Here is a 21981-nt window from a genome sequence, read left to right as displayed (position 1 = left end):
TGAGGCTGATGCAGTACCTGGGGAAACAACTGGCTTGCTCAATTTCCAGAAGCTAGCGCAATCCCTTGTGGGAGCGGGCTTGTCCCGCGAACACGGGCGAAGCCCGTGCCATGCACCGTGTTGGATGCTTCGCGGGGCAAGCCCGCTCCCACAGGTACCCCCGCAGGCTTGAGGCTGATGCAGTACTTGGGGAAACAACTGGCTTGCTCAAATTCCAAAATCTAGCGCAATCACTGTGGGAGCGGGCTTGTCCCGCGAACACCGGCAGAGCCGGTGCCATGCACCGTGTTGGATTCTTCGCGGGGCAAGCCCGCTCCCACAGGTATCCCGCAGGCTTGAGGCTGATGCAGTACCTGGGGAAACAACTGGCCGGCTCAAAACCTGAAAGCTGGCCCGATTATGGTGGGAGCGGGCTTGCCCCGCGAAAGGGCCGGTGCAACCACTAGACAACTGTCAGGCATAAAAAAGGCGACCCGAGGGTCGCCTTCCTGTACCAGCCTGCGCCTTACTTCTCGACGAAGGCACGCTCGATCAGGTAGTCACCCGGCTCGCGCATGCGGGCAGAGACTTTCAGGCCGAAGCTGTCCAGTACTTCGCTGGTCTCGTCGAGCATGCTCGGGCTGCCGCAGATCATCGCGCGGTCGTCCTGCGGGTTGATCGGTGGCAGGCCGATGTCACTGAACAGCTTGCCGCTGCGCATCAGGTCGGTCAGGCGGCCCTGGTTCTCGAACGGCTCACGGGTGACGGTCGGGTAGTAGATCAGCTTGTCGCGCACCGATTCACCGAAGAACTCGTTCTGCGGCAGGTGCTCGGTGATGAACTCGCGGTAGGCCACTTCGTTCACATAGCGCACACCGTGCACCAGGATCACTTTTTCGAAGCGCTCGTAGGTTTCCGGGTCCTGGATGACGCTCATGAACGGCGCCAGGCCAGTGCCGGTGCTCAGCAGGTAGAGGTGCTTGCCCGGGTTCAGGTCATCGAGGACCAGGGTGCCGGTAGGCTTCTTGCTGATGATGATCTCATCGCCTTCCTTCAAGTGCTGCAGCTGCGAGGTCAGCGGGCCGTCCGGCACCTTGATGCTGAAGAACTCCAGGTGCTCTTCCCAGTTCGGCGAAGCGATGGAGTACGCACGCATGAGCGGACGGCCGCTTTCCTGCTGCAGGCCGATCATCACGAACTGACCGTTCTCGAAGCGCAGGCCCGGGTCGCGGGTGCACTTGAAGCTGAACAGGGTGTCGTTCCAGTGGTGCACACTGAGGACACGTTCGTGGTTCATGTTGCTCATTGATGGGGCTCCTGAAGAAAAACGCAGCGCGTGCAACACGCACAGTTGCGCGATAGTTTAGGGGCAGCGACAATATCTGTTAACTGGATTATCAAGATATGTGTTATCGGTTATATCGATATGCGATTTACACTTCGTCAACTGCAAGTCTTCGTCGCCGTGGCCCAGCATCAAAGCGTCTCCCGGGCCGCCAGCCTGCTGGCGTTGTCGCAGTCGGCCGCCAGCACTTCGATCACCGAACTGGAGCGCCAATCGAGTTGCCAGCTGTTTGACCGTGCCGGCAAACGACTGGCCCTCAATGCCCTGGGCCATCAACTGCTGCCCCAGGCGGTGGCCTTGCTCGATCAGGCCAAGGAAATCGAAGACCTGCTCAACGGCAAGTCCGGTTTCGGTTCCCTGGCGGTCGGCGCCACGCTGACCATTGGCAACTACCTGGCCACCTTGCTGATCGGCAGCTTCATGCAGACGCACCCCGAAAGCCAGGTAAAGCTGCATGTACAGAACACTGCGCATATCGTGCAGCAGGTTGCCCATTACGAAATTGATCTGGGTCTAATCGAAGGCGACTGCAACCACCCCGACCTGGAAGTCCAGCCATGGGTCGAGGACGAACTGGTGGTGTTCTGCGCACCACAGCACCCGTTGGCCAGGCTGGGCCGCGCCGATATCGAAAGCCTGTCGCAAGAAGCATGGATCCTGCGTGAACAAGGTTCGGGCACGCGCCTGACCTTCGACCAAGCCATGCGCCATCATCGCGCCAACCTCAACATCCGCCTGGAACTGGAGCACACCGAGGCGATCAAGCGCGCGGTGGAGTCAGGGCTTGGAATCGGCTGCATTTCACGACTGGCCTTGCGCGACGCTTTTCGCCGGGGCAGTCTGGTGCCGGTAGAAACCCCGGAGCTAGACCTGATGCGCCAGTTCTACTTCATCTGGCACAAGCAGAAGTACCAGACCTCTGCCATGCGCGAATTTCTCGAACTCTGCCGCAACTTCACTGCGGGCTTTACCCGCAGCGACGAAATCGTGCTGCCGCCGATCGCTTAAAGCAGGATCACGCCCCATACCAGCGCCACCATGGTCAGTGCCACCAGCTGTGCGGCGCTGCCCATGTCCTTGGCGTTCTTGGACAGGGGGTGGCGCTCCAGCGAAATGCGGTCGATGGCGGCCTCCACGGCCGAATTGAACAGCTCGACGATCAGCCCCAGCAAGCACACGGCAATCATGATCGCCCGCTCCGCGCGGCTAACCGGCAGCCAGAAGGCGATCGGGATCAGCAGTACGTTGAGCAGTACCAGCTGACGGAATGCTGCCTCGCCCTTGAAGGCCGCGCGCAGGCCGTCCAGCGAGTAGCCGGCGGCGTTGAAGATACGTTTCAGGCCGGTCTGGCCTTTGAATGGCGATGTCATGTGAGTCACTTCACAACGGAAAGGCCAGCAGACTAGACCGGCCCGGGTAAAAAAAGCGTGAAGCCGCAAACAGTCAGTTGCTGGCAACCGATTCAAGTTGTTGCAACAGCAGTGCAGCCTGAGTCCGGGTACGCACGCCCAGCTTACGGAATATCGCCGTCACGTGCGCCTTAATGGTGGCTTCCGACACGTTCAGCTCATAAGCGATCTGCTTGTTCAACAGGCCTTCGCAGACCATGGTCAGGACCCGGAACTGCTGCGGCGTCAGGCTGGCCAGGCCTTCGCTGGCGGCCTTGGCTTCGGCCGAGACATCGACCTTTTCGAACGCCTGCGGCGGCCACCAGACTTCGCCGTCGAGCACTTTGCGTACAGCATCCTGGATCACTTCCAGGGGGCTGGACTTGGGAATGAACCCACTGGCGCCAAATTCCCGGGACTTGACCACCACGGCGGCTTCTTCCTGCGCCGAAACCATCACTACCGGAATCTGCGGGTATTGCCCGCGCAGCAGCACCAGCCCGGAAAAACCGTAGGCACCCGGCATGTTCAAGTCCAGCAGCACCAGGTCCCAGTCGGCTTTTTCGCTCAACCGGACTTCAAGTTCGGCAATGCTCGCAACTTCGACCAGGCGCACATCCGGGCCCAGGCCGAGGGTAACGGCCTGGCGCAGGGCGCCACGGAACAGTGGGTGGTCATCGGCAATCAGGATTTCGTAAGTGGCCATCGATCTAAGGATCCTGTTCTGTGCCAGGCACTCGGGGGTTGGGGAAGTGCACGGCGGGGAATCGGCGCCAAGGATGCCGAGCACGGTCAAGGATGGTCAAGCCAACGCCCTGCCGTCTCGCCCACCCTGGCTGCCAGCTCCGTCATTATGAACCAAAGCAGGGGCTATGCCCCTTGGACTATAGGAAGGTATGCAAACGCTGGTGAGTGTCATCCTGATCGTCCAGCGGCAGGCGCCGCTTGCCGCTCAGGTAATGCAGGCTGAACACATCCAGGTAGGCATCCAGCGCCTGCGAAGCCCGGCTATCGCCGGCAAGGTCCAGGCACATGGCTGCGACTTCGGCCGTGCAGAAGTGATCGTCGCGCTTGGAGCGGCGCAGGCGGTAGCGCGACATCTGTTCAGCTTGCAGGCTCAACACCGGGAAACGGTCCAGGTACGGGCTTTTGCGGAACATCTTGCGTGCTTCGGTCCAGGTGGCATCCAGCAGGATGAACAGCGGGCGCTTGCCCGGCACGCGCACCACCTCGCTCACCACCCGCTCCTGGGCGACGAATTCGCCCGGGAACACGATATAGGGCTGCCACTGCGGGTCGTCGAGCAAGGCCAGCAAGCGCTCGTCAACCGAGGTGCGCAGCCAGCCGAACGCCGAGGTATCTTCGATCAGGTCGGCAATCAGCCAGCCGGTGTTGGTTGGCTTGAGCGGCTCGGTGTCGTGCATCAGCAGGCACATGCCGGCGTCGGCTTGCACCCGAGGCTTCCAGGCGCACAGGCAATGGGTGGCAATCACCCGACAATCCGGGCAACGCTCGGCACGCGATCCACGGGCGATGAAAGGCTTGTTGCTGCGGGCCAGACGTTCGGCACGCAGGCGCGCTACCGCATGGCTCATGCCGGTAGGCCTCTGGACAGGTTGGAAATGGGCACAAGGATGACTCTGGAAAAACAAGGGCATCAGTCTATCAGAACAGCGGGCAATTGCTGTGCAGGTGGCAGGCCGGTCTTTATAATCGGGTATTTTCCGTGCTCGGCCTGCAGGCCCGCACGATTCTACGGAACGCCGTCGACGGGCGCATGTCAAAGCGCCAGTCATCGAACCAGGAGAGATTCATGCTGCGCCTTATCGCCCCCGCCCTGAGCCTGTTGCTCACCCTGCCCTTGGCAGCCCAGGCGGCTTCCAAGCAGGATTACGACCTGAACAAGATGCTCGACAAAGTCGCCAAAGAGAGCAGCGTCGGCACCCCGCGCGCGATAAACGAAGACATTCTCGACCAGGGCTACACCGTGGAAGGCAAGGCGCTGGTCAATCACCTGAGCGTGCGCCAGAGCCATGCCGAGCGCATGCAGGCCAACCCTGAGCAGGTGCGCAGCCAATTGGGCGACAGCGTGTGCCGCAACAGCGGCTTCCGCAATCTCATGTCCAAAGGCGCCGTGATGGTCTACCGCTTCACGGTCTACAAGACCAACCAGCCCATCATGGATCAGGCTTTCGACAATGCCAGCTGCGTAGCCGGCAACAAGAAGAAGTAAGCACTGGGTCGCACTCACTCCTTCTCGTCTTCACGGGCGCGCCAGTGCCCTTCGGCGGCTTCGGCACGCATCTCGGCCAATAGCGCTTGCAAGTAGCGCGACTGGCACTCCAGCCCTGCCAGCCTGCGCTGGCACTCGGCCTCCAGGCTCAGGTGATGCACCTGGGCCGCACTTTCCAGCTGCTGCAAGAGTTGCCGGTCCACTTCGATGATCAAGCGATGCATACCGCCACCTCCCGCATCGACACGTTTCGCTTTACCAGTTAACCAAACCCGTACCGCCGTTGGCCGCATGCCGACGGGCGGCGCCGCCAAACTACCCGGCACAATCGGTCGCGAGGGTCTAGATTGAGGTCAGAGGTATTGGTGCATAAGGAGACGTTGCATGCCTTACCAATCGAACGAACAGCTGTTCAGCCACTTCCGCGACAACAACATCGACCTGAGCCACATCGATGCACAACTGCAACTGGTAGCACCCGATAGCCCCAACCTGCCGCTGTACCGCGACATGATATTGACCATCCTGCGCATGGCCCACGACGACAGCGACCGCTGGAGCGCCAAGATAACCCTGCAGGCCCTGCGCGAACTGGATCATTCGTTCCGCGCCCTGCAGCGCTACAAGGGCCGGCGCAAGGTGACCGTGTTCGGCTCGGCACGCACCCCGCTGGAACACCCGATGTACGCCTTGGCCCGCGAACTCGGCGCCTGCCTGGCACGTTCCGAGCTGATGGTCATCACCGGTGCCGGCGGCGGCATCATGGCGGCTGCCCACGAAGGTGCCGGCAGCGCCCACAGCCTGGGGTTCAACATCACCCTGCCCTTCGAACAGCACGCCAACCCGACTGTGGATGGCACCGACAAACTGCTGCCGTTCCATTTCTTCTTCATCCGCAAACTGTTCTTCGTCAAGGAAGCCGATGCCCTGGTGCTTTGCCCGGGTGGTTTCGGCACCCTCGATGAGGCGCTGGAAGTGCTGACCCTGATCCAGACCGGCAAGAGCCCGCTGGTGCCGGTGGTGCTGCTGGACTCACCGGGCGGCAGCTTCTGGCGTGACTGCCTGGACTTCATCAGCCGCCAGCTGGAAGAAAACCGCTACATCCTGCCCACCGACTTGAAGCTGGTGCGCCTGGTGCACAGCGCTGACGAGGCGGTTGAGGAAATCAACCAGTTCTACAGCAACTACCACTCCAGCCGCTGGCTGAAGAGCCAGTTCGTTATCCGCATGCACCATGCGCTGAGCGAGGCAGCGTTGTATGACATCCAGGAAGGTTTTGCCGATTTGCGCCTGAGCGGCAAATATCACCAGCAACCGGATAGCAGCGCCGAGCATGAGGTAGGCAACTACAGCCACCTGACCCGTTTGTCATTCGCCTTCAATGGCCGCGACCAAGGGCGGTTGCGCGAGCTGGTGGATTTCATCAACCTGCCGGAGAACTGGGCCAAGCCGCAGCCCATGCATACCACACAGCGAGCCAGGGAGGCGCTGAAGGTCAATTGATGGCCCTTGCCAGCCAATCGCCCTCACGGGGAATCACGACGCCCTGTGCAAGCGCCAATGCGTCACGACAGGACTGCAAAGCGGCCCCAGCCATCATACAGTGGAGCTGAAATACCAGAGCTGCCATGCAGCCCTGTCGCGATCAGCACGGTCGGTCAGTAATCGTCCAGATCACGCCCGTTCAGCAGCCGACCGATCATGTCCATGGGGAACCCACGGTAAGCCAGAAAGCGGGTTTGCTGAGCACGGCTACGCGGATCCTGCGGGCGTTGACCGGCAAATTTGCGCTGCCAAACATCACGCAGGCGCTCAGCCCAATTCACCTCGCTTTCGCGAAGCGCCTGTTCAATGTCGGAACGCGCCAAACCGCGCTGACCAAGCTCTTCGCGAATACGCGCAGGCCCATAGCCAGACCCAGAACGGTAGCGGATAAAACTTTCAAGGTAGCGGGCTTCACTCAGTAGCCCCTCTTCGGTAAGCCGGTCGAGCTCAGGCTCGATCAGCTCATCCGAAGCGCCGCGCTGACGCAACTTGCGCGTCAGCTCGACGCGACCATGCTCACGTCGCGCAAGTAGGTCCATGGCTGTCCGCCGGATGGCGACGGGAGTGTCGAGTACGGCGGACATGTTCAGCTATCTACCGCGCACTCAATAACCGGCGTCAGCATCGGCCATGTCGTCGGCATCGGCTTCGGCAGCAGCAGCCTTGCCAGCCTCAGCAACGGCACCCGCCTTCAGCAGCTTGTCACGAATCTGCTTCTCGATCTCGGCACCGATAGCCGGGTTCTCAGCCAGGTACTTGGCAGCGTTGGCTTTACCTTGGCCGATCTTGTTGCCCTGATAGGCATACCAGGCACCGGACTTCTCGACCAGGCCCTGAGATACACCGAGGTCAATGATCTCACCGTTACGGTAGATACCCTTGCCGTAGAGAATCTGGAACTCGGCCTGACGGAACGGAGGCGAAACCTTGTTCTTGACGATCTTGACGCGGGTTTCGCTGCCGACCACTTCGTCGCCTTCCTTGACCGCGCCGGTGCGGCGGATATCCAGACGGACCGAGGCGTAGAACTTCAGGGCGTTACCACCGGTGGTGGTTTCCGGGCTACCGAACATCACGCCAATCTTCATACGGATCTGGTTGATGAAGATGACCAGGCAGTTGGCGTTCTTGATGTTACCAGTGATCTTGCGCAGCGCCTGGGACATCAGACGAGCCTGCAGGCCCACGTGCATGTCACCCATTTCGCCTTCGATCTCGGCCTTTGGTACCAAAGCGGCCACGGAGTCGACGATGATCACGTCAACGGCGTTGGAGCGCACCAGCATGTCGGTGATTTCCAGGGCCTGTTCGCCAGTGTCCGGCTGGGAAACCAGCAGGTCGTCGACGTTGACGCCCAACTTGCCGGCGTACTCAGGGTCGAGGGCGTGTTCGGCGTCGACGAAGGCGCAGGTGGCACCGTTCTTCTGGGCTTCGGCGATGACCGACAGGGTCAGCGTGGTTTTACCCGACGATTCCGGGCCGTAGATCTCGACGATACGGCCTTTTGGCAGCCCGCCGATGCCAAGCGCGATGTCCAGGCCCAGGGAGCCGGTGGAGATGGCCGGGATGCCTTGACGCTCCTGGTCACCCATGCGCATGACCGCGCCTTTACCGAATTGACGTTCGATCTGGCCCAGGGCCGCAGCCAAGGCGCGCTTCTTGTTGTCGTCCATTGAAATCCTCACGTGTTCGACTTGGCCCTGACGGCCGGAATACCTGTATAAGTAGCCAGTATTATTCCACAGGCAGACGCTTGAGCAAACCCCTGTCGTCGATTTACTCGGCACCAAGCTGTAACAAGCCGTCTAACGCGGCGATCACCGTCTGTCGGCGCACCGCTTCGCGGTCACCGTCGAACTGGCGGCGCTCACTGAACACTCGGCTACCGTCACCCCAGGCCAGCCACACTGTGCCCACCGGTTTGGCTGGCGAACCGCCGTCCGGGCCGGCCACACCGCTAACCGCCACGGCGAAGCGCGCGCCACTGGCTGCCTGGGCGCCGCGGACCATCGCCTCGACCACTTCCTGGCTGACCGCGCCCACCTCGCCGAACAGCACCTCGGGCACGCCCAGCTGGCGGGTTTTCTGGGCGTTGGAGTAGGTCACGTACCCGGCCTCGAACCAGGCAGAGCTACCGGGCACACGGGTAATGGCTTCGGCGATCCCGCCGCCGGTGCAGGATTCGGCAGTGGTCACCTGAGCATTGAAACGGCGCAGGTGTTCACCCAGGCGGGTGGCAAGCGTGGTGATCGGGTCCATGCAGGGCTCCTTCAAGGCAAGCCTCTACCCTAGCATCTTGTGGGCGGGGTGTTCTCACTGTGCTTCTCGATGACATGAAAGACTAAATGGTATCAACATGCCTTCAGCGCAACCCGGTGCGCGCCTGACTGACAGGTTCTGCCTGCCAGGCAGCCGTGTTAACCTATGCGGCTTGAAAATCCGGTGGGTCTCGGCGTCGAGCATGCAACACAGAACGCCCCAAAATTGCCCCACAATATTGAGACCTACTTTCTAAGCCATTGATGAATAAAGCAATCTCTGACCTCTCCGCACACACCCCGATGATGCAGCAGTACTGGAAGCTGAAGCACCAGCACCCGGACCAGCTGATGTTCTATCGCATGGGCGACTTCTATGAAATCTTCTACGAAGATGCGAAAAAAGCCGCAAAACTGCTGGATATCACGCTGACTGCGCGCGGCCAATCGGCTGGCCAGTCCATCCCCATGTGCGGTATTCCGTTCCACTCGCTGGAGGGTTACCTGGCCAAGCTGGTCAAGCTCGGCGAGTCGGTGGTCATCTGCGAGCAAATTGGTGACCCGGCGACCAGCAAGGGCCCGGTGGAGCGCCAGGTGGTGCGCATCATCACCCCCGGCACCGTCAGTGACGAAGCCCTGCTCGACGAACGCCGCGACAACCTGATTGCCGCGCTGCTGGGTGACGAGCGCCTGTTCGGCCTGGCGGTGCTGGATATTACCAGTGGCAACTTCAGCGTGCAGGAGATCAAGGGCTGGGAAAACCTGCTGGCCGAACTCGAACGCCTGAACCCGGTCGAGCTGCTGATCCCCGATGACTGGCCACGCGACCTGCCGGCCGAGAAGCGCCCGGGCGCCCGCCGCCGTGCACCGTGGGACTTCGACCGCGACTCCGCGCGCAAGGCCCTGTGCCAGCAGTTCGCAACCAAGGACCTGAAAGGCTTTGGCTGCGACAAGCTGACCCTGGCCATTGGCGCTGCGGGCTGCCTGCTGACCTATGCCAAAGAAACCCAGCGCACCGCCCTGCCGCACCTGCGCAGCTTGCGCCACGAGCGCCTCGACGACACGGTCATCCTCGATGGCGCCAGCCGGCGCAACCTGGAACTGGACGTCAACCTGGCCGGCGGGCGTGACAACACCCTGCAATCGGTAGTGGACCGTTGCCAGACCGCCATGGCCAGCCGCCTGCTGAGCCGCTGGCTGAACCGCCCGCTGCGCGACCTCAAGGTGCTGCAGGCGCGCCAGGACTCGATCCGCTGCATGCTCGACGGCTATCGCTTCGAAAAGCTGCAGCCGCAGTTGAAGGAAATCGGCGACATCGAGCGCATCCTCGCCCGTATCGGCCTGCGCAATGCCCGCCCCCGCGACCTGGCGCGCCTGCGCGATGCGCTGGGCGCGTTGCCCGAGCTGCAAAACGCCATGACCGAGCTGGAGGCGCCGCACCTGGCGCGCCTGGCCGCCATCACCGGCACCTACCCGGAGCTGGCCAGTCTGCTGGAGCGGGCGATCATCGACAACCCGCCAGCGGTGATCCGCGATGGCGGCGTGCTCAAGACCGGTTACGACAACGAACTGGACGACCTGCTGGCGATCAGCGAGAACGCCGGCCAGTTCCTGATCGACCTGGAAGCCCGGGAAAAAGCCCGTACCGGCCTGGCCAACCTCAAGGTCGGCTACAACCGCGTGCACGGCTACTTCATCGAGTTGCCGACCAAGCAGGCCGAGCAGGCGCCAGGCGACTACATCCGCCGCCAGACCCTCAAAGGCGCCGAGCGCTTCATCACCCCCGAGCTGAAGGCGTTCGAGGACAAGGCATTGTCGGCCAAAAGCCGCGCCCTGGCCCGCGAAAAGATGCTCTACGACGCGCTGCTGGAAACCCTGATCAGCCACCTGGCGCCGCTGCAGGACAGCGCCGCCGCCCTGGCCGAACTGGATGTGCTCAGCAACCTGGCCGAGCGCGCGCTGAACCTCGACCTGAACTGCCCGCGCTTCGTCGACGAGCCTTGCCTGCGCATCGAGCAGGGCCGCCACCCGGTGGTGGAACAGGTACTGACCACGCCGTTCGTGGCCAACGACCTGGGCCTGGACAACAGCACGCGCATGCTGATCATCACCGGCCCTAACATGGGCGGTAAATCGACCTACATGCGCCAGACAGCACTTATCGTGCTTCTGGCCCATATCGGCAGTTTCGTGCCCGCAGCCAGCTGCGAGCTGTCGCTGGTCGACCGCATCTTCACCCGCATCGGCTCCAGCGACGACCTGGCCGGCGGCCGCTCGACCTTCATGGTCGAGATGAGCGAAACCGCCAACATCCTGCACAACGCCACCGACCGCAGCCTGGTGCTGATGGACGAAGTGGGCCGCGGCACCAGCACCTTCGACGGCCTGTCGCTGGCCTGGGCCGCCGCCGAGCGCCTGGCCCAGCTACGTGCCTATACGCTGTTCGCCACCCACTACTTCGAGCTCACCGTGCTACCGGAGAGCGAGCCGCTGGTGGCCAACGTGCACCTGAACGCCACCGAGCACAATGAACGCATCGTGTTCCTGCACCATGTGCTACCCGGCCCTGCCAGCCAAAGCTACGGCCTGGCCGTTGCACAGTTGGCCGGCGTGCCGACGGCAGTGATCCAGCGTGCCCGCGAACACCTTGGCCGGCTGGAAACCACCAGCCTGCCCCATGAGCAGCCTGCGGCCCACAAGGCCAAGGACGCGCCGCAAGTGCCGCACCAGAGCGACTTGTTCGCCAGCCTGCCTCATCCGGCCATCGAGAAGCTGGGTAAGCTGCAACTGGACGACATGACCCCGCGTCAAGCTATCGAAATGCTATATCAACTAAAGAACCTGTTATAACGGCGCCCATTACAAGCTGGTAGAATCCGCCGCGGTTTGCTGGTGCTGCAGGTTATTAGCCTGGCCTGCAGCCACATACCCGTAAACCGCGCGGCCCTGAGAGGAAGGGCCGCCGCCGTCGCCTGAGGAGAGAATTAGAAATGACCTTCGTCGTCACCGACAACTGCATCAAATGCAAATACACCGACTGCGTGGAAGTCTGTCCGGTGGACTGCTTCTACGAAGGCCCGAACTTCCTGGTCATCCACCCGGACGAGTGCATCGATTGCGCACTGTGCGAGCCGGAGTGCCCAGCGCAAGCCATCTTCTCGGAAGACGAAGTGCCTTCGGGCATGGAAAACTTCATCGAGCTGAACGCCGAGCTGGCGGAGATCTGGCCTAACATCACCGAGCGTAAGGACGCCCTCCCGGACGCTGAAGAGTGGGATGGCAAGCCTGGCAAGATTGCCGACCTGGAGCGCTGATAGCGCCCAGACGCGAAAAAGGCCCTTCGGGGCCTTTTTTGTTTTTCTGCGGGCAAAAAAAGGGGCGGTTTGACCCGCCCACATTTTTTTCCGTAGTCCCTGCTTGTCCCAAACATCATCCTGATGAAATCGCTTCGTGCGATGTCCCTGGCCTTCGTCCTGAAGGCCTGTGCATGTCCGTGTGCACAGTTCGAATACTAGCGGGTTCACCCGAGCGAGCAAGGGATGGAGCTTGCAAGGTATTTCCGCGGACACATTTACTCACCGGTGAATAAACCATGCTTTTCAAAGGGTTGTGAAAATTCAGCCTTTGGAAACGACATTGATTTACTGCAGGTTGCATGGAAAGCTTACACAACGAGTAAGCAAAGGCTTACACGCGGTGTTACTGAGGTAGCGCGGTACACATTTGATATGTGTCTTGCCTGGCTGACTCTGGGCGCTACGCGCCGCGGCTATCTCAAAGGGAAACTCGCTTTACGCCACAAACAAAAACGCCCCGAGGACATCGGGGCGTTTTTTGTTGCAGCGCTAGCTACTGGAACAATGACTCGCTGGACAGGCCGTTCTTTTCAAGGATCTCGCGCAAGCGCTTGAGGCCTTCCACCTGGATTTGCCGCACGCGTTCACGGGTAAGGCCGATCTCCAGCCCAACATCCTCGAGGGTGCTGCTTTCATGCCCGCGCAGGCCAAAGCGGCGTACGACCACTTCGCGCTGCTTGTCGGTCAACTCACCCAGCCACTGATCAATGCTCTGCGACAGGTCGTCATCCTGCAGCAGCTCGCACGGATCGGTCGGGCGGTCGTCGGTCAGGGTATCGAGCAGGGTCTTGTCCGAATCCGGGCCAAGCGACACGTCTACCGAAGACACCCGCTCGTTCAGGCCGAGCATGCGCTTGACCTCGGCGACCGGCTTTTCCAGCAAGGTGGCGATTTCTTCCGGCGACGGCTCGTGGTCGAGTTTCTGCGTCAGCTCGCGCGCGGCGCGCAGGTAGACGTTCAGTTCCTTCACCACGTGGATTGGCAGGCGAATGGTACGGGTCTGGTTCATGATCGCCCGTTCGATGGTCTGGCGAATCCACCAGGTCGCATAGGTCGAGAAACGGAAACCGCGCTCCGGGTCGAACTTCTCGACCGCACGGATCAGCCCCAGGTTGCCCTCCTCGATCAGGTCGAGCAGCGACAGGCCACGGTTCACGTAACGACGGGCAATTTTCACAACCAGGCGCAGGTTGCTTTCGATCATGCGCTTGCGGCCGGCCGGGTCGCCTTTTTGCGACAGCCGTGCGAAGTGCACTTCCTCTTCCGGTGAAAGCAGTGGCGAGAAACCAATCTCGTTGAGGTACAACTGGGTGGCATCAAGCGCCCGGCTGTAATCGATGTACTTGTGTTGCTTGAGCGAAGAGCCTGATTTGGCCCTCGTCCGAACCGAAGATACAGCAGGTTCGTCTGACACCACATCCGTTTCCAAAACGATACCCGTCTCCATCAGGAGGACGTCATCGTCGATGTCAAACTCCGGCACTTCTTTACTGAGAGCCATTGTTATAGTCCTTTGCTGAGTTCGAACTCAGACTCGAGCGGCACCTTTATCCCTGGCAGCGCTTGAGCCTGTCCCCTCTACATCGCAGGAACAGGCCGGGTACAACGGTCAACGACGTGGCAGGAACTGGAGCGGATCGACGGGTTTGCCCTGGCGGCGAATCTCGAAATGCAGCTTCACCCGATCAGTGCCCGTGGACCCCATTTCAGCAATCGACTGCCCTGCCTTGACCTGCTGCCCCTCCCGAACCAACAGCCTGCGGTTATGGCCGTAGGCACTGACGTAGGTATCGCTGTGTTTGATGATGATCAGCTCGCCGTAGCCCCTTAAACCACTCCCGGCGTAAACCACCGCACCATCAGACGCAGCAAAAACAGGCTGTCCCAAATCACCGGCGATATCAATGCCTTTATTCAAACTACCGTTTGAAGCGAATTTTCCAATCAGCACACCGTTGGCGGGCCAGGTCCAACCACCTACCGCGCGCTCTGCAGCGGGTACGGTAGCGACTACCGGGGCAGTGGTGGACGGCGCCGACGTGGCCGGTTTGCTGGGGTTGGCAGGCGCCGTGACAGTGCCGCCCACAGGCCGCCGCGTGACCGTGGTGCGGCTTGACGACGATGGGCTGGACACCACCGTGGTGCTACTGCCGGAACCGCTGCTGAAACGAATCGCCTGGCCCGGGCGAATGGTATAGGGCGCGGCGATGCCGTTGCGTGCGGCCAGCTCCTTGTAGTCCCAGCCATAACGGAAGGCGATGGAGAAGAGGGTGTCGCCAGGCTTGACGATGTACTGCCCGGAAGTCACCGCCGGGCGCTTGGGCGCACTGTTGTTGCGGTCGACCACCCGCGCGCTGGTGCTGCTGGTGCTTGAGCAACCCACCAGTAGCGTGCCCATGGCCAATGCAATCACCAGAAGCTTGAAACCTGACCCGTCCTTGCGCTGCCGAATGACTGTGTGACCCACCCGCGCTCCCCTCATGGTGCCGAAAAACGATATGAAGACAAGAAATGCAATATTGTTGCAATTATAACCAAGCCAGCCAGTGTTGGCAGGCCGGTGGGAAAGGCTATTGCAAAGCCCCGCTCCACGCGATGCGCCAGCGCTTCACCCCGCCAGATAGACAGGACGAAACTGCAGGAATTCGCCGACCGCGCAAAAATACCGCGAGACTCATGCCGGCACACCTCAGGCCAGCGGACCATTGAGCAGCGGTACGAAACGCACGGCGCCCAACACGCGGCGAGAGAACCCATGCTCCTCGCGCACGATCAGCATCAGTTGCTGCGTTTCGCCAGCCGGCCCCACGGGAATGACCAGGCGGCCACCGGGTGCCAACTGGTCGAGCAGTGCCTGCGGCACCTCCGGCGCAACGGCGGTGACGATGATGCCGTTGTAAGGCGCCAGCGCCGGCCAGCCTTCGCAACCGTCGCCCCAACGGAACACCACGTTGCGCAGGTTCAATTCCACCAGGCGTTCCTTGGCCCGGTCCTGCAGCACCTTGATGCGCTCCACCGAGAATACCCGCTCGACCAGTTGGGCCAGGATCGCCGTCTGGTAGCCGGAACCGGTGCCGATCTCCAGCACCTTGTCCAGCGGCCCGGCCTCAAGCAGCAGCTCGCTCATGTGGGCAACCATGAACGGTTGCGAGATAGTCTGGTTGTGGCCGATCGGCAGCGCGGTGTCTTCGTAGGCGCGATGCGCCAGGGCTTCGTCGACGAACAGGTGGCGCGGGGTACGGCGGATCACGTCGAGCACCTTGGTGTTCGACACGCCCTCTTCGCACAGGCGCTGGATCAACCGCTCCCGGGTCCGCTGGGAAGTCATGCCGATGCCGCGCCGCAGCATATCGTCCTCGCGCATCAGAGCAGGCCCTCCAGCCAACCGTCGAGCTGCTCGAAGGCATCATTGAAGGTGCGGTCGAGTTGCAGCGGGGTGATCGATACGTAGCCCTGCATCACGGCGTGGAAGTCGGTGCCCGGGCCGCCGTCCTCGGCATCCCCGGCCACGGCGATCCAGTAGCCTTCCTTGCCGCGCGGGTTGACCACTTTGGTCGGCGCCGCAGCACGCGCCCGGTGACCGAGGCGGGTGAGCTGTATGCCGCGGATGTGCTCCAGTGGCAGGTTGGGAATATTGACGTTGAGTACGGTACGGGGCGGCAGTGCCAAGCGCGACTGCGCCTCGACCAGGCGACGGGCGATATGGGCCGCCGTCGGCAGGTTGTCCGGCAGGCGCGACAACAACGAGAAGGCCAGCGAGGTGCCGCCGAGGAAGCGGCCTTCCAGCGCCGCGGCAACCGTGCCGGAATACAACACGTCGTCGCCCAGGTTGGCACCCAGGTTGATCCCCGACACGACCATATCCGGCGTGTGCGGCAACAAGCCATTCAGCCCCAGGTGCACGCAATCAGTCGGCGTCCCGTTGAGGCTGATGAAGCCATTGGCCAGAGTCTGCGGGTGCAGTGGCCGGTCCAGCGTCAGCGAACTGCTGGCGCCGCTCTTGTCTTGCTCCGGGGCGATCACCGCGCACTCGGCGTAATCCGCCAGCGCAGCATGCAGCGCGGCGAGGCCGGGTGCGGTAACACCGTCGTCGTTCGAAATCAGAATACGCATGGGCTGTCCGTCTGCCCTGCCGACACCAGATCCACGACTTCACGCACCACCACGGTGGCGAAGCATCCGGCCGGCAGGACGAATTCCAGTTGCAGGATATCAGGCTCGGGATAATGCCACGTCAGGCCGCCAATAGGGAGCCGCAGAATGCGTCGTTCGTGATCCATGCCCGCCTGGGCCAGCCACTGGCAAAGTGCCGGCTGGCGTGCGCCGACGGCATTTTCCAGCGCGGCGGTGGTAGCGCCGGCAGGTGAAGCGCCCTCGCCCCACATCGGGCCGGTCGGGTGCAGGTCGAGAATCGCCAGGCGCGGGTCGGCACACTCCGCCTCACCTGCCGGGAAGAAGCTACGGCTGTCGGTGAATGCCAGCAGGTCGCCGACCTGAGCCCGATTCCAGCTACCTTCGGCGACACGTGCCGCCAGCAGTTGGTTGAACAGGTAGCTGCGCCCGGCCGACAGCAGCCGCGAGCGTACATTGCGCTGCTCGGGCAATGCCTTGCGCCCGGCCCAGTCGAGGGCATCGTGAACATTGCCGCCGCCGTGGCCGAAGCGCTGGGTGCCGAAATAGTTGGGCACACCTTGCTGCTTGAGCTGTTGCAGACGCGCATCCACGGCTTGGTGATCGGCGCTCAAGGCCGTCAGACGCAAGGTGAAACCGTTGGCAGAGTGCGCGCCCCGTTGCAGCTTGCGCTGGTGGCGCACCTGCTTGAGCACGCGCAGGCTGGCATCCTCGGCACGGGACAGGTCAGGGTCGGCTTTGCCCGGCAGGTGCAGGCTGAACCATTGGCGGGTCAGCGCCTGGCGGTCCTTGAGCCCGGCGTAGCTGATGCTGCGCACCGGCACGCCAGCGGCACGGGCCAGGCGGCGGGCGGCTTCCTCGGTGTTCAGGTCACGCTTCTCGACCCACAACCACAGGTGCTCGCCCTGCCCCGACAGCGGGATATCCAGCACTTCGTCGACCTGGAAATCTTCGGCCACTGCCTTGAGTACCGCAGTGCCCAGCGATTGGCCCGATGCGCGCGGGCCCAGCAGTTCCAGTTCGGTCATGCTGGCAGCAGCAGGGCGACCGAATGCACGGCAATACCCTCCTCGCGGCCACAGAAGCCCAGTTTCTCGGTGGTGGTGGCCTTGACATTGACCTGGTCCAGCTCGACCTGCAGGTCTTCGGCGATCAACTGGCGCATGGTTTCGATGTGCGGGGCCATTTTCGGTGCCTGGGCGACGATGGTGGCGTCGACATTGCCGACTTGCCAGCCCTTGGCCTTGACGATAGCGACCACGTGACGCAGCAGGACGCGGCTGTCGGCACCTTTGAACTGCGGGTCGGTGTCAGGGAAATGCTTGCCGATGTCGCCCAGCGCGGCCGCGCCAAGCAGGGCATCGCTCAGGGCGTGCAGCAGCACGTCACCGTCGGAGTGGGCCAGCAGGCCGAATTTGTGCGGGATACGCACCCCGCCCAAGGTAATGAAATCACCGTCGCAGAAACGGTGCACATCGTAGCCATGGCCAATACGCATAGAAAAACGCCCTGAATGAGTCAGGGCGTGATTCTACCTGCTTTTGAGGCATTGGGGCGTGAGGTGATTGACGCTGTATTGGCGGCGCCAGATCGAGCGCCGCGCGGGCGGCGCTCGGTATCACAAACGCTGAAAATGCTACGGCTTAAACCCGCCCCAGCGCCACCGCATGATGGCGCAGGTGGTCTTCGATGAAGCTGGCGATGAAGTAGTAACTGTGGTCATAGCCAGGCTGCAGGCGCATGGTCAGTTCATGGCCGCCCTTGCGTGCCGCCTGCTCCAGCGCTTCGGGCTTGAGCTGCTTCTCGAGGAAGTCATCGCGGTCGCCCTGATCTACCAGCAACGGTGGGCACTCGCCAGCAGGCGTCTCGGCCAGCAGCACGCTGGCATCCCACTCGCGCCAGCGCGCACGGTCTTCGCCGAGGTAGCGACCGAACGCCTTCTCGCCCCACGGGCAATCCATCGGGTTGCTGATGGGTGAGAACGCCGAGACAGAGCGGTAGCGCCCCGGGTTGCGCAAGGCGCACACCAGCGCGCCATGCCCGCCCATGGAGTGGCCGCTGATGCTGCGCTCGGCCGACGCTGGGAAGTGTGCCTCGATCAGCGCCGGCAGTTCTTCCACCACATAGTCGTGCATGCGGTAGTGCTGCGCCCAGGGTTGCTGGGTGGCGTTGAGGTAGAAGCCAGCGCCCAGGCCGAAGTCCCAGGCGCCGTCCGGATCGCCCGGCACCTGCTCGCCACGCGGGCTGGTATCGGGGGCAACGATGATCAGCCCCAGCTCGGCGGCCAGACGCTGGGCGCCGGCCTTCTGCATGAAGTTCTCGTCGGTGCAGGTGAGGCCGCTGAGCCAGTACAGTACCGGCAGCTTTTCACCCTGCTCGGCCTGCGGCGGCAGGTACACAGCGAACACCATGTCACAACCCAGCACCTTGGAGTGATGCCGGTAACGCTTGTGCCAGCCGCCGAAGCTCTTTTGGCAGGAGATATTATCCAGGCTCATGGCACACCTCAGAAGTGGATCACGCTGCGGATGCTCTTGCCTTCGTGCATCAGGTCGAAGGCCTTGTTGATGTCCTCCAGGCCCATGGTGTGGGTGATGAAGGTGTCCAGCGGAATCTCGCCCTTTTCGGACATTTCCACGTAGCTTGGCAGCTCGCTGCGCCCACGCACGCCGCCGAACGCCGAACCACGCCATACCCGACCGGTCACCAACTGGAACGGGCGGGTGGCGATTTCCTGGCCGGCACCGGCCACGCCGATGATGACCGACTCACCCCAGCCTTTGTGGCAGCATTCCAGGGCGGCGCGCATCAGTTGTACGTTGCCGATGCACTCGAAGGAGAAGTCCACGCCACCGTCGGTGAGGTCGACGATCACTTCCTGGATCGGGCGATCGTAGTCTTTCGGGTTGATGCAGTCGGTGGCGCCCAGCTGGCGGGCGATCTCGAACTTGGCCGGGTTGATGTCGATGGCGATGATCCGCGACGCCTTGGCCTTCACCGCGCCGATCACGGCCGACAGACCGATGCCGCCGAGGCCGAAGATGGCCACGGTGTCACCCGGTTTGACCTTGGCGGTGTTGAGAACTGCACCGATACCGGTGGTGACGCCGCAGCCCAGTAGGCAGACCTTTTCCAGGGGGGCTTCCTTCTGGATCTTGGCCACGGAAATTTCCGGCAGCACGGTGTACTCGGAGAACGTCGAGGTGCCCATGTAGTGGAACAGCTGCTGGCCCTTGTACGAGAAGCGCGTGGTGCCGTCCGGCATCAGGCCCTTGCCCTGGGTGGCGCGAATGGCCTGGCACAGGTTGGTCTTGCCCGAGAGGCAGAACTTGCACTTGCCGCATTCCGGCGTGTACAGCGGGATCACGTGATCCCCCACGGCCACCGACGTCACACCCTCGCCTACCGCTTCGACGATAGCCCCACCTTCGTGGCCGAGGATCGATGGGAAGATGCCTTCCGGGTCGGCGCCGGACAAGGTGTAGGCGTCAGTGTGGCAGACACCGCTGGCGACCACGCGCAGCAGCACCTCGCCGGCCTTGGGCATGGCCACGTCGACTTCGACGATTTCCAGGGGTTTCTTGGCTTCGAAGGCTACGGCAGCACGGGACTTGATCATCAAAGGTCTCCAGACAGAGGGTCGATTCAGTCTTGCAGTGTAATTCAGCGCCTTTTAATGAATAATCAGGCCAAAGACAAAACATTATTGCCATACAGGGATAATCCATGAGCAGCCGCTGGGAAGGGATCGACGAATTCGTCGCCGTGGCCGAGTCGGGCCAGTTCACCGCCGCCGCCGAGCGCCTGGGGGTGTCCTCGTCGCACATCAGTCGGCAGATCGCCCGGCTGGAGGAGCGCTTGCAGACCCGTCTGCTGTATCGCAGTACCCGCCGGGTGACGCTGAGTGAAGCCGGGCAGACCTTCTTGCAGCATTGCCAGCGCCTGCAGGATGGCCGCGAGGAAGCCCTGCGTGCCATGGGCGATCTGGCCAGCGAGCCGAAGGGCTTGCTGCGCATGACCTGCGCTGTGGCCTATGGCGAACGTTTCATCGTGCCGTTGGTGACGCGGTTCATGGCGTTGTATCCGCAGTTACGGGTGGACGTGGAATTGAGTAACCACACCCTCGACCTGCTGCATGAAGGCATGGACCTGGCGATCCGCCTGGGCCGGCTGGCCGATTCTCGCCTGGTAGCCACCCGCCTGGCGCCACGGCGCATGTATCTGTGCGCCTCGCCGGCCTATCTGGAGCGATATGGCCGGCCGCATAGCCTGTCGGAGCTGGCGCGTCACAATTGCCTGGTGGGCAGTTCGGACTTATGGGCGCTGCAGCAGGACGGCCGCGAAATCAGCCAGCGGATACAGGGCAACTGGCGCTGCAACAGTGGCCAGGCAGTGCTGGATGCGGCGCTGCAAGGGATCGGGTTGTGCCAGTTGCCGGACTACTACGTGCTGGAACACCTGAACACTGGTGCGCTGGTGTCTTTACTCGAAGCGCACCAGCCGCCGAATACGGCGGTATGGGCGTTGTACCCGCAGCAGCGACACCTGTCGCCGAAGGTACGGCGGTTGGTGGATTACCTGAAGGAAGGGTTGGCGGGGTTGCCGGAATATCGTTTCGGGTGAAGGGATGTGCTGCCTGTACTGGCCCATTCGCGGGTAAACCCGCTCCCACAGTCACTCAACAGATTTCAGACCCGGTGAAGATCCTGTGGGAGCGGGTTTACCCGCGAATGGGCCGGTACAGGAGAACGATGTTCAGCGCCTACCCGCCCAGCGCTGACGCAACCACTCAAGGTCTTCCGGCCGGGTCACCTTGATGTTATCGCTACGCCCTTCGACCAGCCGCGGCGCTTGGCCGGACCACTCGATGGCCGAAGCTTCATCGGTCACCACCACATCGGACACCAGGCACTCAGCCAGCGCCCGGTGCAAGGCACCAAGGCGGAACATCTGTGGCGTGTAGGCCTGCCAGATGGTACTGCGGTCCACCGTAGCGCTTACCCGCCCGTTGCCATCGGCACGCTTGAGCGTGTCACGCGCCGGCACCGCCAGCAGGCCACCCACCGGGTCATCCGCCAACTCCGCCAACAGCTTGTCCAGGTCGCTGCGTGCCAGGTTTGGCCGCGCGGCGTCGTGCACCAGCACCCAATCGCTGTCTGCCGCCCCTTGGGCATGCAGCAGCAGCAAGGCGTTGAGCACCGAGTCGGCGCGCTCACGCCCGCCCGCTGCGCGCTGGATTCGCGGGTCACCGGCACAGCGCAGGCCATGCCAGTACGGGTCGTCTTCGGCAATGCTGACCACCACACCTTTCAGCGCCGGGTGGCCAAGAAAACAGTCGAGGCTATGCTCGAGAAGGGTCTGCCCGGCCAGCTCCAGATACTGCTTGGGGCGGTCGGCAGCCATGCGGGCGCCAACGCCCGCAGCAGGAATCACGGCCCAGAAGGCCGGTAAGGTTTCGATCATTTCTGTGGCAACTGGAAGAGGGTTTCGCCCTCTTTGACCATCCCCAATTCATGGCGGGCGCGTTCTTCAACGGTCTCCATGCCTTTCTTCAGCTCAAGCACTTCGGCATCGAGCACACGGTTACGCTCGAGCAATCGCTCGTTTTCGGCATGCTGGTCGGCAATCTGCTGCTTCAGCTCGGTCACTTGCGCCAGGCTGCCGTTACCCACCCACAGGCGGTATTGCAGGCCTCCCAACAGCAGGAGCAGAACGAGGAACAACCAATAGGGACTGCGCATCACGT

24 protein-coding genes are annotated in these 21981 nt (G+C 62.3%); 6 read left to right on the top strand and 18 right to left on the bottom strand.

The annotated features are described in order from the left end of the window. Positions 1-505: 505 nt before the first annotated feature. Entirely contained in the window at positions 506-1285 is a 780-nt protein-coding gene (gene fpr / locus OO258_RS26615) for a ferredoxin-NADP reductase (RefSeq protein WP_016501130.1), read from the bottom strand. Between the two features lie 120 nt (positions 1286-1405). Here fpr and finR point away from each other — a divergent pair, with 120 nt between their 5' ends. Further along, complete coding sequence (finR, locus tag OO258_RS26610) at positions 1406-2332, top strand: LysR family transcriptional regulator FinR (RefSeq protein WP_110746081.1); 927 nt, start codon at positions 1406-1408, stop codon at positions 2330-2332. Here finR and OO258_RS26605 read toward each other — a convergent pair. The 3 genes from OO258_RS26605 to OO258_RS26595 all read right to left on the bottom strand — a co-directional run bounded on the left by OO258_RS26605 (position 2329) and on the right by OO258_RS26595 (position 4307). After that, on the bottom strand, positions 2329-2694 hold the full coding sequence (locus tag OO258_RS26605; protein ID WP_010952700.1) for a diacylglycerol kinase: 366 nt from the start codon (positions 2692-2694) through the stop codon (positions 2329-2331). The genes finR and OO258_RS26605 overlap by 4 nt on opposite strands. A 73-nt stretch (positions 2695-2767) precedes the next feature. Further along, the gene (gene erdR, locus OO258_RS26600) at positions 2768-3418 is read right to left on the bottom strand and encodes a response regulator transcription factor ErdR (protein ID WP_110746080.1); all 651 of its coding nucleotides are present in this window, start codon (positions 3416-3418) and stop codon (positions 2768-2770) included. A gap of 178 nt (positions 3419-3596) precedes the next feature. Then, positions 3597-4307, bottom strand: coding sequence for a tRNA-uridine aminocarboxypropyltransferase (locus OO258_RS26595; protein WP_266034700.1), 711 nt, complete (start codon positions 4305-4307; stop codon positions 3597-3599). 218 nt (positions 4308-4525) lie between these two features. On the opposite strand from OO258_RS26595, the gene OO258_RS26590 reads away from it, so the two are divergent. Then, positions 4526-4945: a quorum-sensing-regulated virulence factor family protein gene (locus OO258_RS26590; RefSeq protein WP_266034696.1), complete on the top strand. Its 420-nt coding sequence runs from the start codon at positions 4526-4528 to the stop codon at positions 4943-4945. A gap of 14 nt (positions 4946-4959) precedes the next feature. On the opposite strand, the gene OO258_RS26585 is transcribed toward OO258_RS26590, so the two are convergent. Further along, positions 4960-5169: a hypothetical protein gene (locus OO258_RS26585; protein WP_110746077.1), complete on the bottom strand. Its 210-nt coding sequence runs from the start codon at positions 5167-5169 to the stop codon at positions 4960-4962. 160 nt (positions 5170-5329) lie between these two features. Here OO258_RS26585 and OO258_RS26580 point away from each other — a divergent pair, with 160 nt between their 5' ends. Continuing rightward, entirely contained in the window at positions 5330-6448 is a 1119-nt protein-coding gene (locus OO258_RS26580) for an LOG family protein (RefSeq protein ID WP_110746076.1), read from the top strand. A gap of 155 nt (positions 6449-6603) precedes the next feature. Here the strand turns inward: OO258_RS26580 and recX are convergent, their stop codons facing one another. The 3 genes from recX to OO258_RS26565 form a co-directional block, all read right to left on the bottom strand. Continuing rightward, entirely contained in the window at positions 6604-7074 is a 471-nt protein-coding gene (gene recX, locus OO258_RS26575) for a recombination regulator RecX (RefSeq protein ID WP_110746075.1), read from the bottom strand. Positions 7075-7095: 21 nt separating this feature from the next. After that, positions 7096-8163 carry a recombinase RecA gene (recA, locus tag OO258_RS26570; protein ID WP_110746074.1) on the bottom strand — a complete coding sequence of 356 codons (1068 nt, stop codon included), beginning with the start codon at positions 8161-8163 and terminating at the stop codon, positions 7096-7098. A gap of 103 nt (positions 8164-8266) precedes the next feature. After that, the gene (locus OO258_RS26565; protein ID WP_266034692.1) at positions 8267-8749 is read right to left on the bottom strand and encodes a CinA family protein; all 483 of its coding nucleotides are present in this window, start codon (positions 8747-8749) and stop codon (positions 8267-8269) included. 275 nt (positions 8750-9024) lie between these two features. Between OO258_RS26565 and mutS the strand changes: the two genes are divergently transcribed. Together mutS and fdxA are read left to right on the top strand one after the other, a co-directional pair. Beyond that, positions 9025-11598, top strand: coding sequence for a DNA mismatch repair protein MutS (gene mutS / locus OO258_RS26560; protein ID WP_266034712.1), 2574 nt, complete (start codon positions 9025-9027; stop codon positions 11596-11598). Positions 11599-11738: 140 nt separating this feature from the next. Then, positions 11739-12062 carry a ferredoxin FdxA gene (gene fdxA, locus OO258_RS26555; protein ID WP_003252355.1) on the top strand — a complete coding sequence of 108 codons (324 nt, stop codon included), beginning with the start codon at positions 11739-11741 and terminating at the stop codon, positions 12060-12062. Between the two features lie 535 nt (positions 12063-12597). Here fdxA and rpoS read toward each other — a convergent pair. From rpoS to OO258_RS26515, 8 genes are all read right to left on the bottom strand, one after another. Then, positions 12598-13605, bottom strand: a complete 1008-nt coding sequence (gene rpoS, locus OO258_RS26550; RefSeq protein ID WP_003252351.1) for an RNA polymerase sigma factor RpoS — start codon at positions 13603-13605, stop codon at positions 12598-12600. A gap of 108 nt (positions 13606-13713) precedes the next feature. Further along, positions 13714-14571: a peptidoglycan DD-metalloendopeptidase family protein gene (locus tag OO258_RS26545; RefSeq protein WP_110746071.1), complete on the bottom strand. Its 858-nt coding sequence runs from the start codon at positions 14569-14571 to the stop codon at positions 13714-13716. A gap of 222 nt (positions 14572-14793) precedes the next feature. Beyond that, complete coding sequence (locus OO258_RS26540) at positions 14794-15432, bottom strand: protein-L-isoaspartate(D-aspartate) O-methyltransferase (protein WP_162241111.1); 639 nt, start codon at positions 15430-15432, stop codon at positions 14794-14796. 35 nt (positions 15433-15467) lie between these two features. Beyond that, on the bottom strand, positions 15468-16217 hold the full coding sequence (gene surE, locus OO258_RS26535; RefSeq protein WP_110746070.1) for a 5'/3'-nucleotidase SurE: 750 nt from the start codon (positions 16215-16217) through the stop codon (positions 15468-15470). Next, on the bottom strand, positions 16205-17263 hold the full coding sequence (gene truD, locus OO258_RS26530; protein WP_266034688.1) for a tRNA pseudouridine(13) synthase TruD: 1059 nt from the start codon (positions 17261-17263) through the stop codon (positions 16205-16207). The genes surE and truD overlap by 13 nt, the downstream gene beginning before the upstream one ends. Continuing rightward, positions 17260-17733 carry a 2-C-methyl-D-erythritol 2,4-cyclodiphosphate synthase gene (gene ispF, locus OO258_RS26525; protein ID WP_110746068.1) on the bottom strand — a complete coding sequence of 158 codons (474 nt, stop codon included), beginning with the start codon at positions 17731-17733 and terminating at the stop codon, positions 17260-17262. Before ispF ends, truD begins: the two co-directional genes overlap by 4 nt. A 145-nt stretch (positions 17734-17878) precedes the next feature. Continuing rightward, positions 17879-18733 (bottom strand): S-formylglutathione hydrolase, encoded by an 855-nt coding sequence (gene fghA, locus OO258_RS26520; RefSeq protein ID WP_266034684.1) that lies wholly within the window; start codon positions 18731-18733, stop codon positions 17879-17881. Between the two features lie 8 nt (positions 18734-18741). Further along, positions 18742-19854 (bottom strand): S-(hydroxymethyl)glutathione dehydrogenase/class III alcohol dehydrogenase, encoded by a 1113-nt coding sequence (locus tag OO258_RS26515; RefSeq protein ID WP_016712915.1) that lies wholly within the window; start codon positions 19852-19854, stop codon positions 18742-18744. A gap of 107 nt (positions 19855-19961) precedes the next feature. On the opposite strand from OO258_RS26515, the gene OO258_RS26510 reads away from it, so the two are divergent. Then, on the top strand, positions 19962-20858 hold the full coding sequence (locus OO258_RS26510) for a LysR substrate-binding domain-containing protein (protein ID WP_110746065.1): 897 nt from the start codon (positions 19962-19964) through the stop codon (positions 20856-20858). Positions 20859-20990: 132 nt separating this feature from the next. Here the strand turns inward: OO258_RS26510 and ispD are convergent, their stop codons facing one another. Together ispD and ftsB are read right to left on the bottom strand one after the other, a co-directional pair. Then, positions 20991-21698, bottom strand: a complete 708-nt coding sequence (gene ispD, locus OO258_RS26505) for a 2-C-methyl-D-erythritol 4-phosphate cytidylyltransferase (protein WP_266034675.1) — start codon at positions 21696-21698, stop codon at positions 20991-20993. Next, positions 21695-21976 carry a cell division protein FtsB gene (gene ftsB / locus OO258_RS26500; protein ID WP_004576849.1) on the bottom strand — a complete coding sequence of 94 codons (282 nt, stop codon included), beginning with the start codon at positions 21974-21976 and terminating at the stop codon, positions 21695-21697. Before ftsB ends, ispD begins: the two co-directional genes overlap by 4 nt. Between the last annotated feature and the right edge of the window lie 5 nt (positions 21977-21981).

Source organism: Pseudomonas sp. DCB_BI, from assembly GCF_026240995.1.
GTDB lineage: Bacteria > Pseudomonadota > Gammaproteobacteria > Pseudomonadales > Pseudomonadaceae > Aquipseudomonas.
The sequence above is the reverse complement of the archived record's forward strand: the minus strand, read 5'-3'. Positions and strand labels throughout refer to the sequence as shown.

What these genes read in the sequence shown, in the direction of transcription:
- fpr (WP_016501130.1), bottom strand. Translation starts at nt 1,285, where the DNA reads ATGAGCAACATGAACCACGAACGTGTCCTCAGTGTGCACCACTGGAAC.
- finR (WP_110746081.1), top strand. Translation starts at nt 1,406, where the DNA reads ATGCGATTTACACTTCGTCAACTGCAAGTCTTCGTCGCCGTGGCCCAG.
- OO258_RS26605 (WP_010952700.1), bottom strand. Translation starts at nt 2,694, where the DNA reads ATGACATCGCCATTCAAAGGCCAGACCGGCCTGAAACGTATCTTCAAC.
- erdR (WP_110746080.1), bottom strand. Translation starts at nt 3,418, where the DNA reads ATGGCCACTTACGAAATCCTGATTGCCGATGACCACCCACTGTTCCGT.
- OO258_RS26595 (WP_266034700.1), bottom strand. Translation starts at nt 4,307, where the DNA reads ATGAGCCATGCGGTAGCGCGCCTGCGTGCCGAACGTCTGGCCCGCAGC.
- OO258_RS26590 (WP_266034696.1), top strand. Translation starts at nt 4,526, where the DNA reads ATGCTGCGCCTTATCGCCCCCGCCCTGAGCCTGTTGCTCACCCTGCCC.
- OO258_RS26585 (WP_110746077.1), bottom strand. Translation starts at nt 5,169, where the DNA reads ATGCATCGCTTGATCATCGAAGTGGACCGGCAACTCTTGCAGCAGCTG.
- OO258_RS26580 (WP_110746076.1), top strand. Translation starts at nt 5,330, where the DNA reads ATGCCTTACCAATCGAACGAACAGCTGTTCAGCCACTTCCGCGACAAC.
- recX (WP_110746075.1), bottom strand. Translation starts at nt 7,074, where the DNA reads ATGTCCGCCGTACTCGACACTCCCGTCGCCATCCGGCGGACAGCCATG.
- recA (WP_110746074.1), bottom strand. Translation starts at nt 8,163, where the DNA reads ATGGACGACAACAAGAAGCGCGCCTTGGCTGCGGCCCTGGGCCAGATC.
- OO258_RS26565 (WP_266034692.1), bottom strand. Translation starts at nt 8,749, where the DNA reads ATGGACCCGATCACCACGCTTGCCACCCGCCTGGGTGAACACCTGCGC.
- fdxA (WP_003252355.1), top strand. Translation starts at nt 11,739, where the DNA reads ATGACCTTCGTCGTCACCGACAACTGCATCAAATGCAAATACACCGAC.
- rpoS (WP_003252351.1), bottom strand. Translation starts at nt 13,605, where the DNA reads ATGGCTCTCAGTAAAGAAGTGCCGGAGTTTGACATCGACGATGACGTC.
- OO258_RS26540 (WP_162241111.1), bottom strand. Translation starts at nt 15,432, where the DNA reads ATGACTTCCCAGCGGACCCGGGAGCGGTTGATCCAGCGCCTGTGCGAA.
- surE (WP_110746070.1), bottom strand. Translation starts at nt 16,217, where the DNA reads ATGCGTATTCTGATTTCGAACGACGACGGTGTTACCGCACCCGGCCTC.
- truD (WP_266034688.1), bottom strand. Translation starts at nt 17,263, where the DNA reads ATGACCGAACTGGAACTGCTGGGCCCGCGCGCATCGGGCCAATCGCTG.
- ispF (WP_110746068.1), bottom strand. Translation starts at nt 17,733, where the DNA reads ATGCGTATTGGCCATGGCTACGATGTGCACCGTTTCTGCGACGGTGAT.
- fghA (WP_266034684.1), bottom strand. Translation starts at nt 18,733, where the DNA reads ATGAGCCTGGATAATATCTCCTGCCAAAAGAGCTTCGGCGGCTGGCAC.
- OO258_RS26515 (WP_016712915.1), bottom strand. Translation starts at nt 19,854, where the DNA reads ATGATCAAGTCCCGTGCTGCCGTAGCCTTCGAAGCCAAGAAACCCCTG.
- OO258_RS26510 (WP_110746065.1), top strand. Translation starts at nt 19,962, where the DNA reads ATGAGCAGCCGCTGGGAAGGGATCGACGAATTCGTCGCCGTGGCCGAG.
- ispD (WP_266034675.1), bottom strand. Translation starts at nt 21,698, where the DNA reads ATGATCGAAACCTTACCGGCCTTCTGGGCCGTGATTCCTGCTGCGGGC.
- ftsB (WP_004576849.1), bottom strand. Translation starts at nt 21,976, where the DNA reads ATGCGCAGTCCCTATTGGTTGTTCCTCGTTCTGCTCCTGCTGTTGGGA.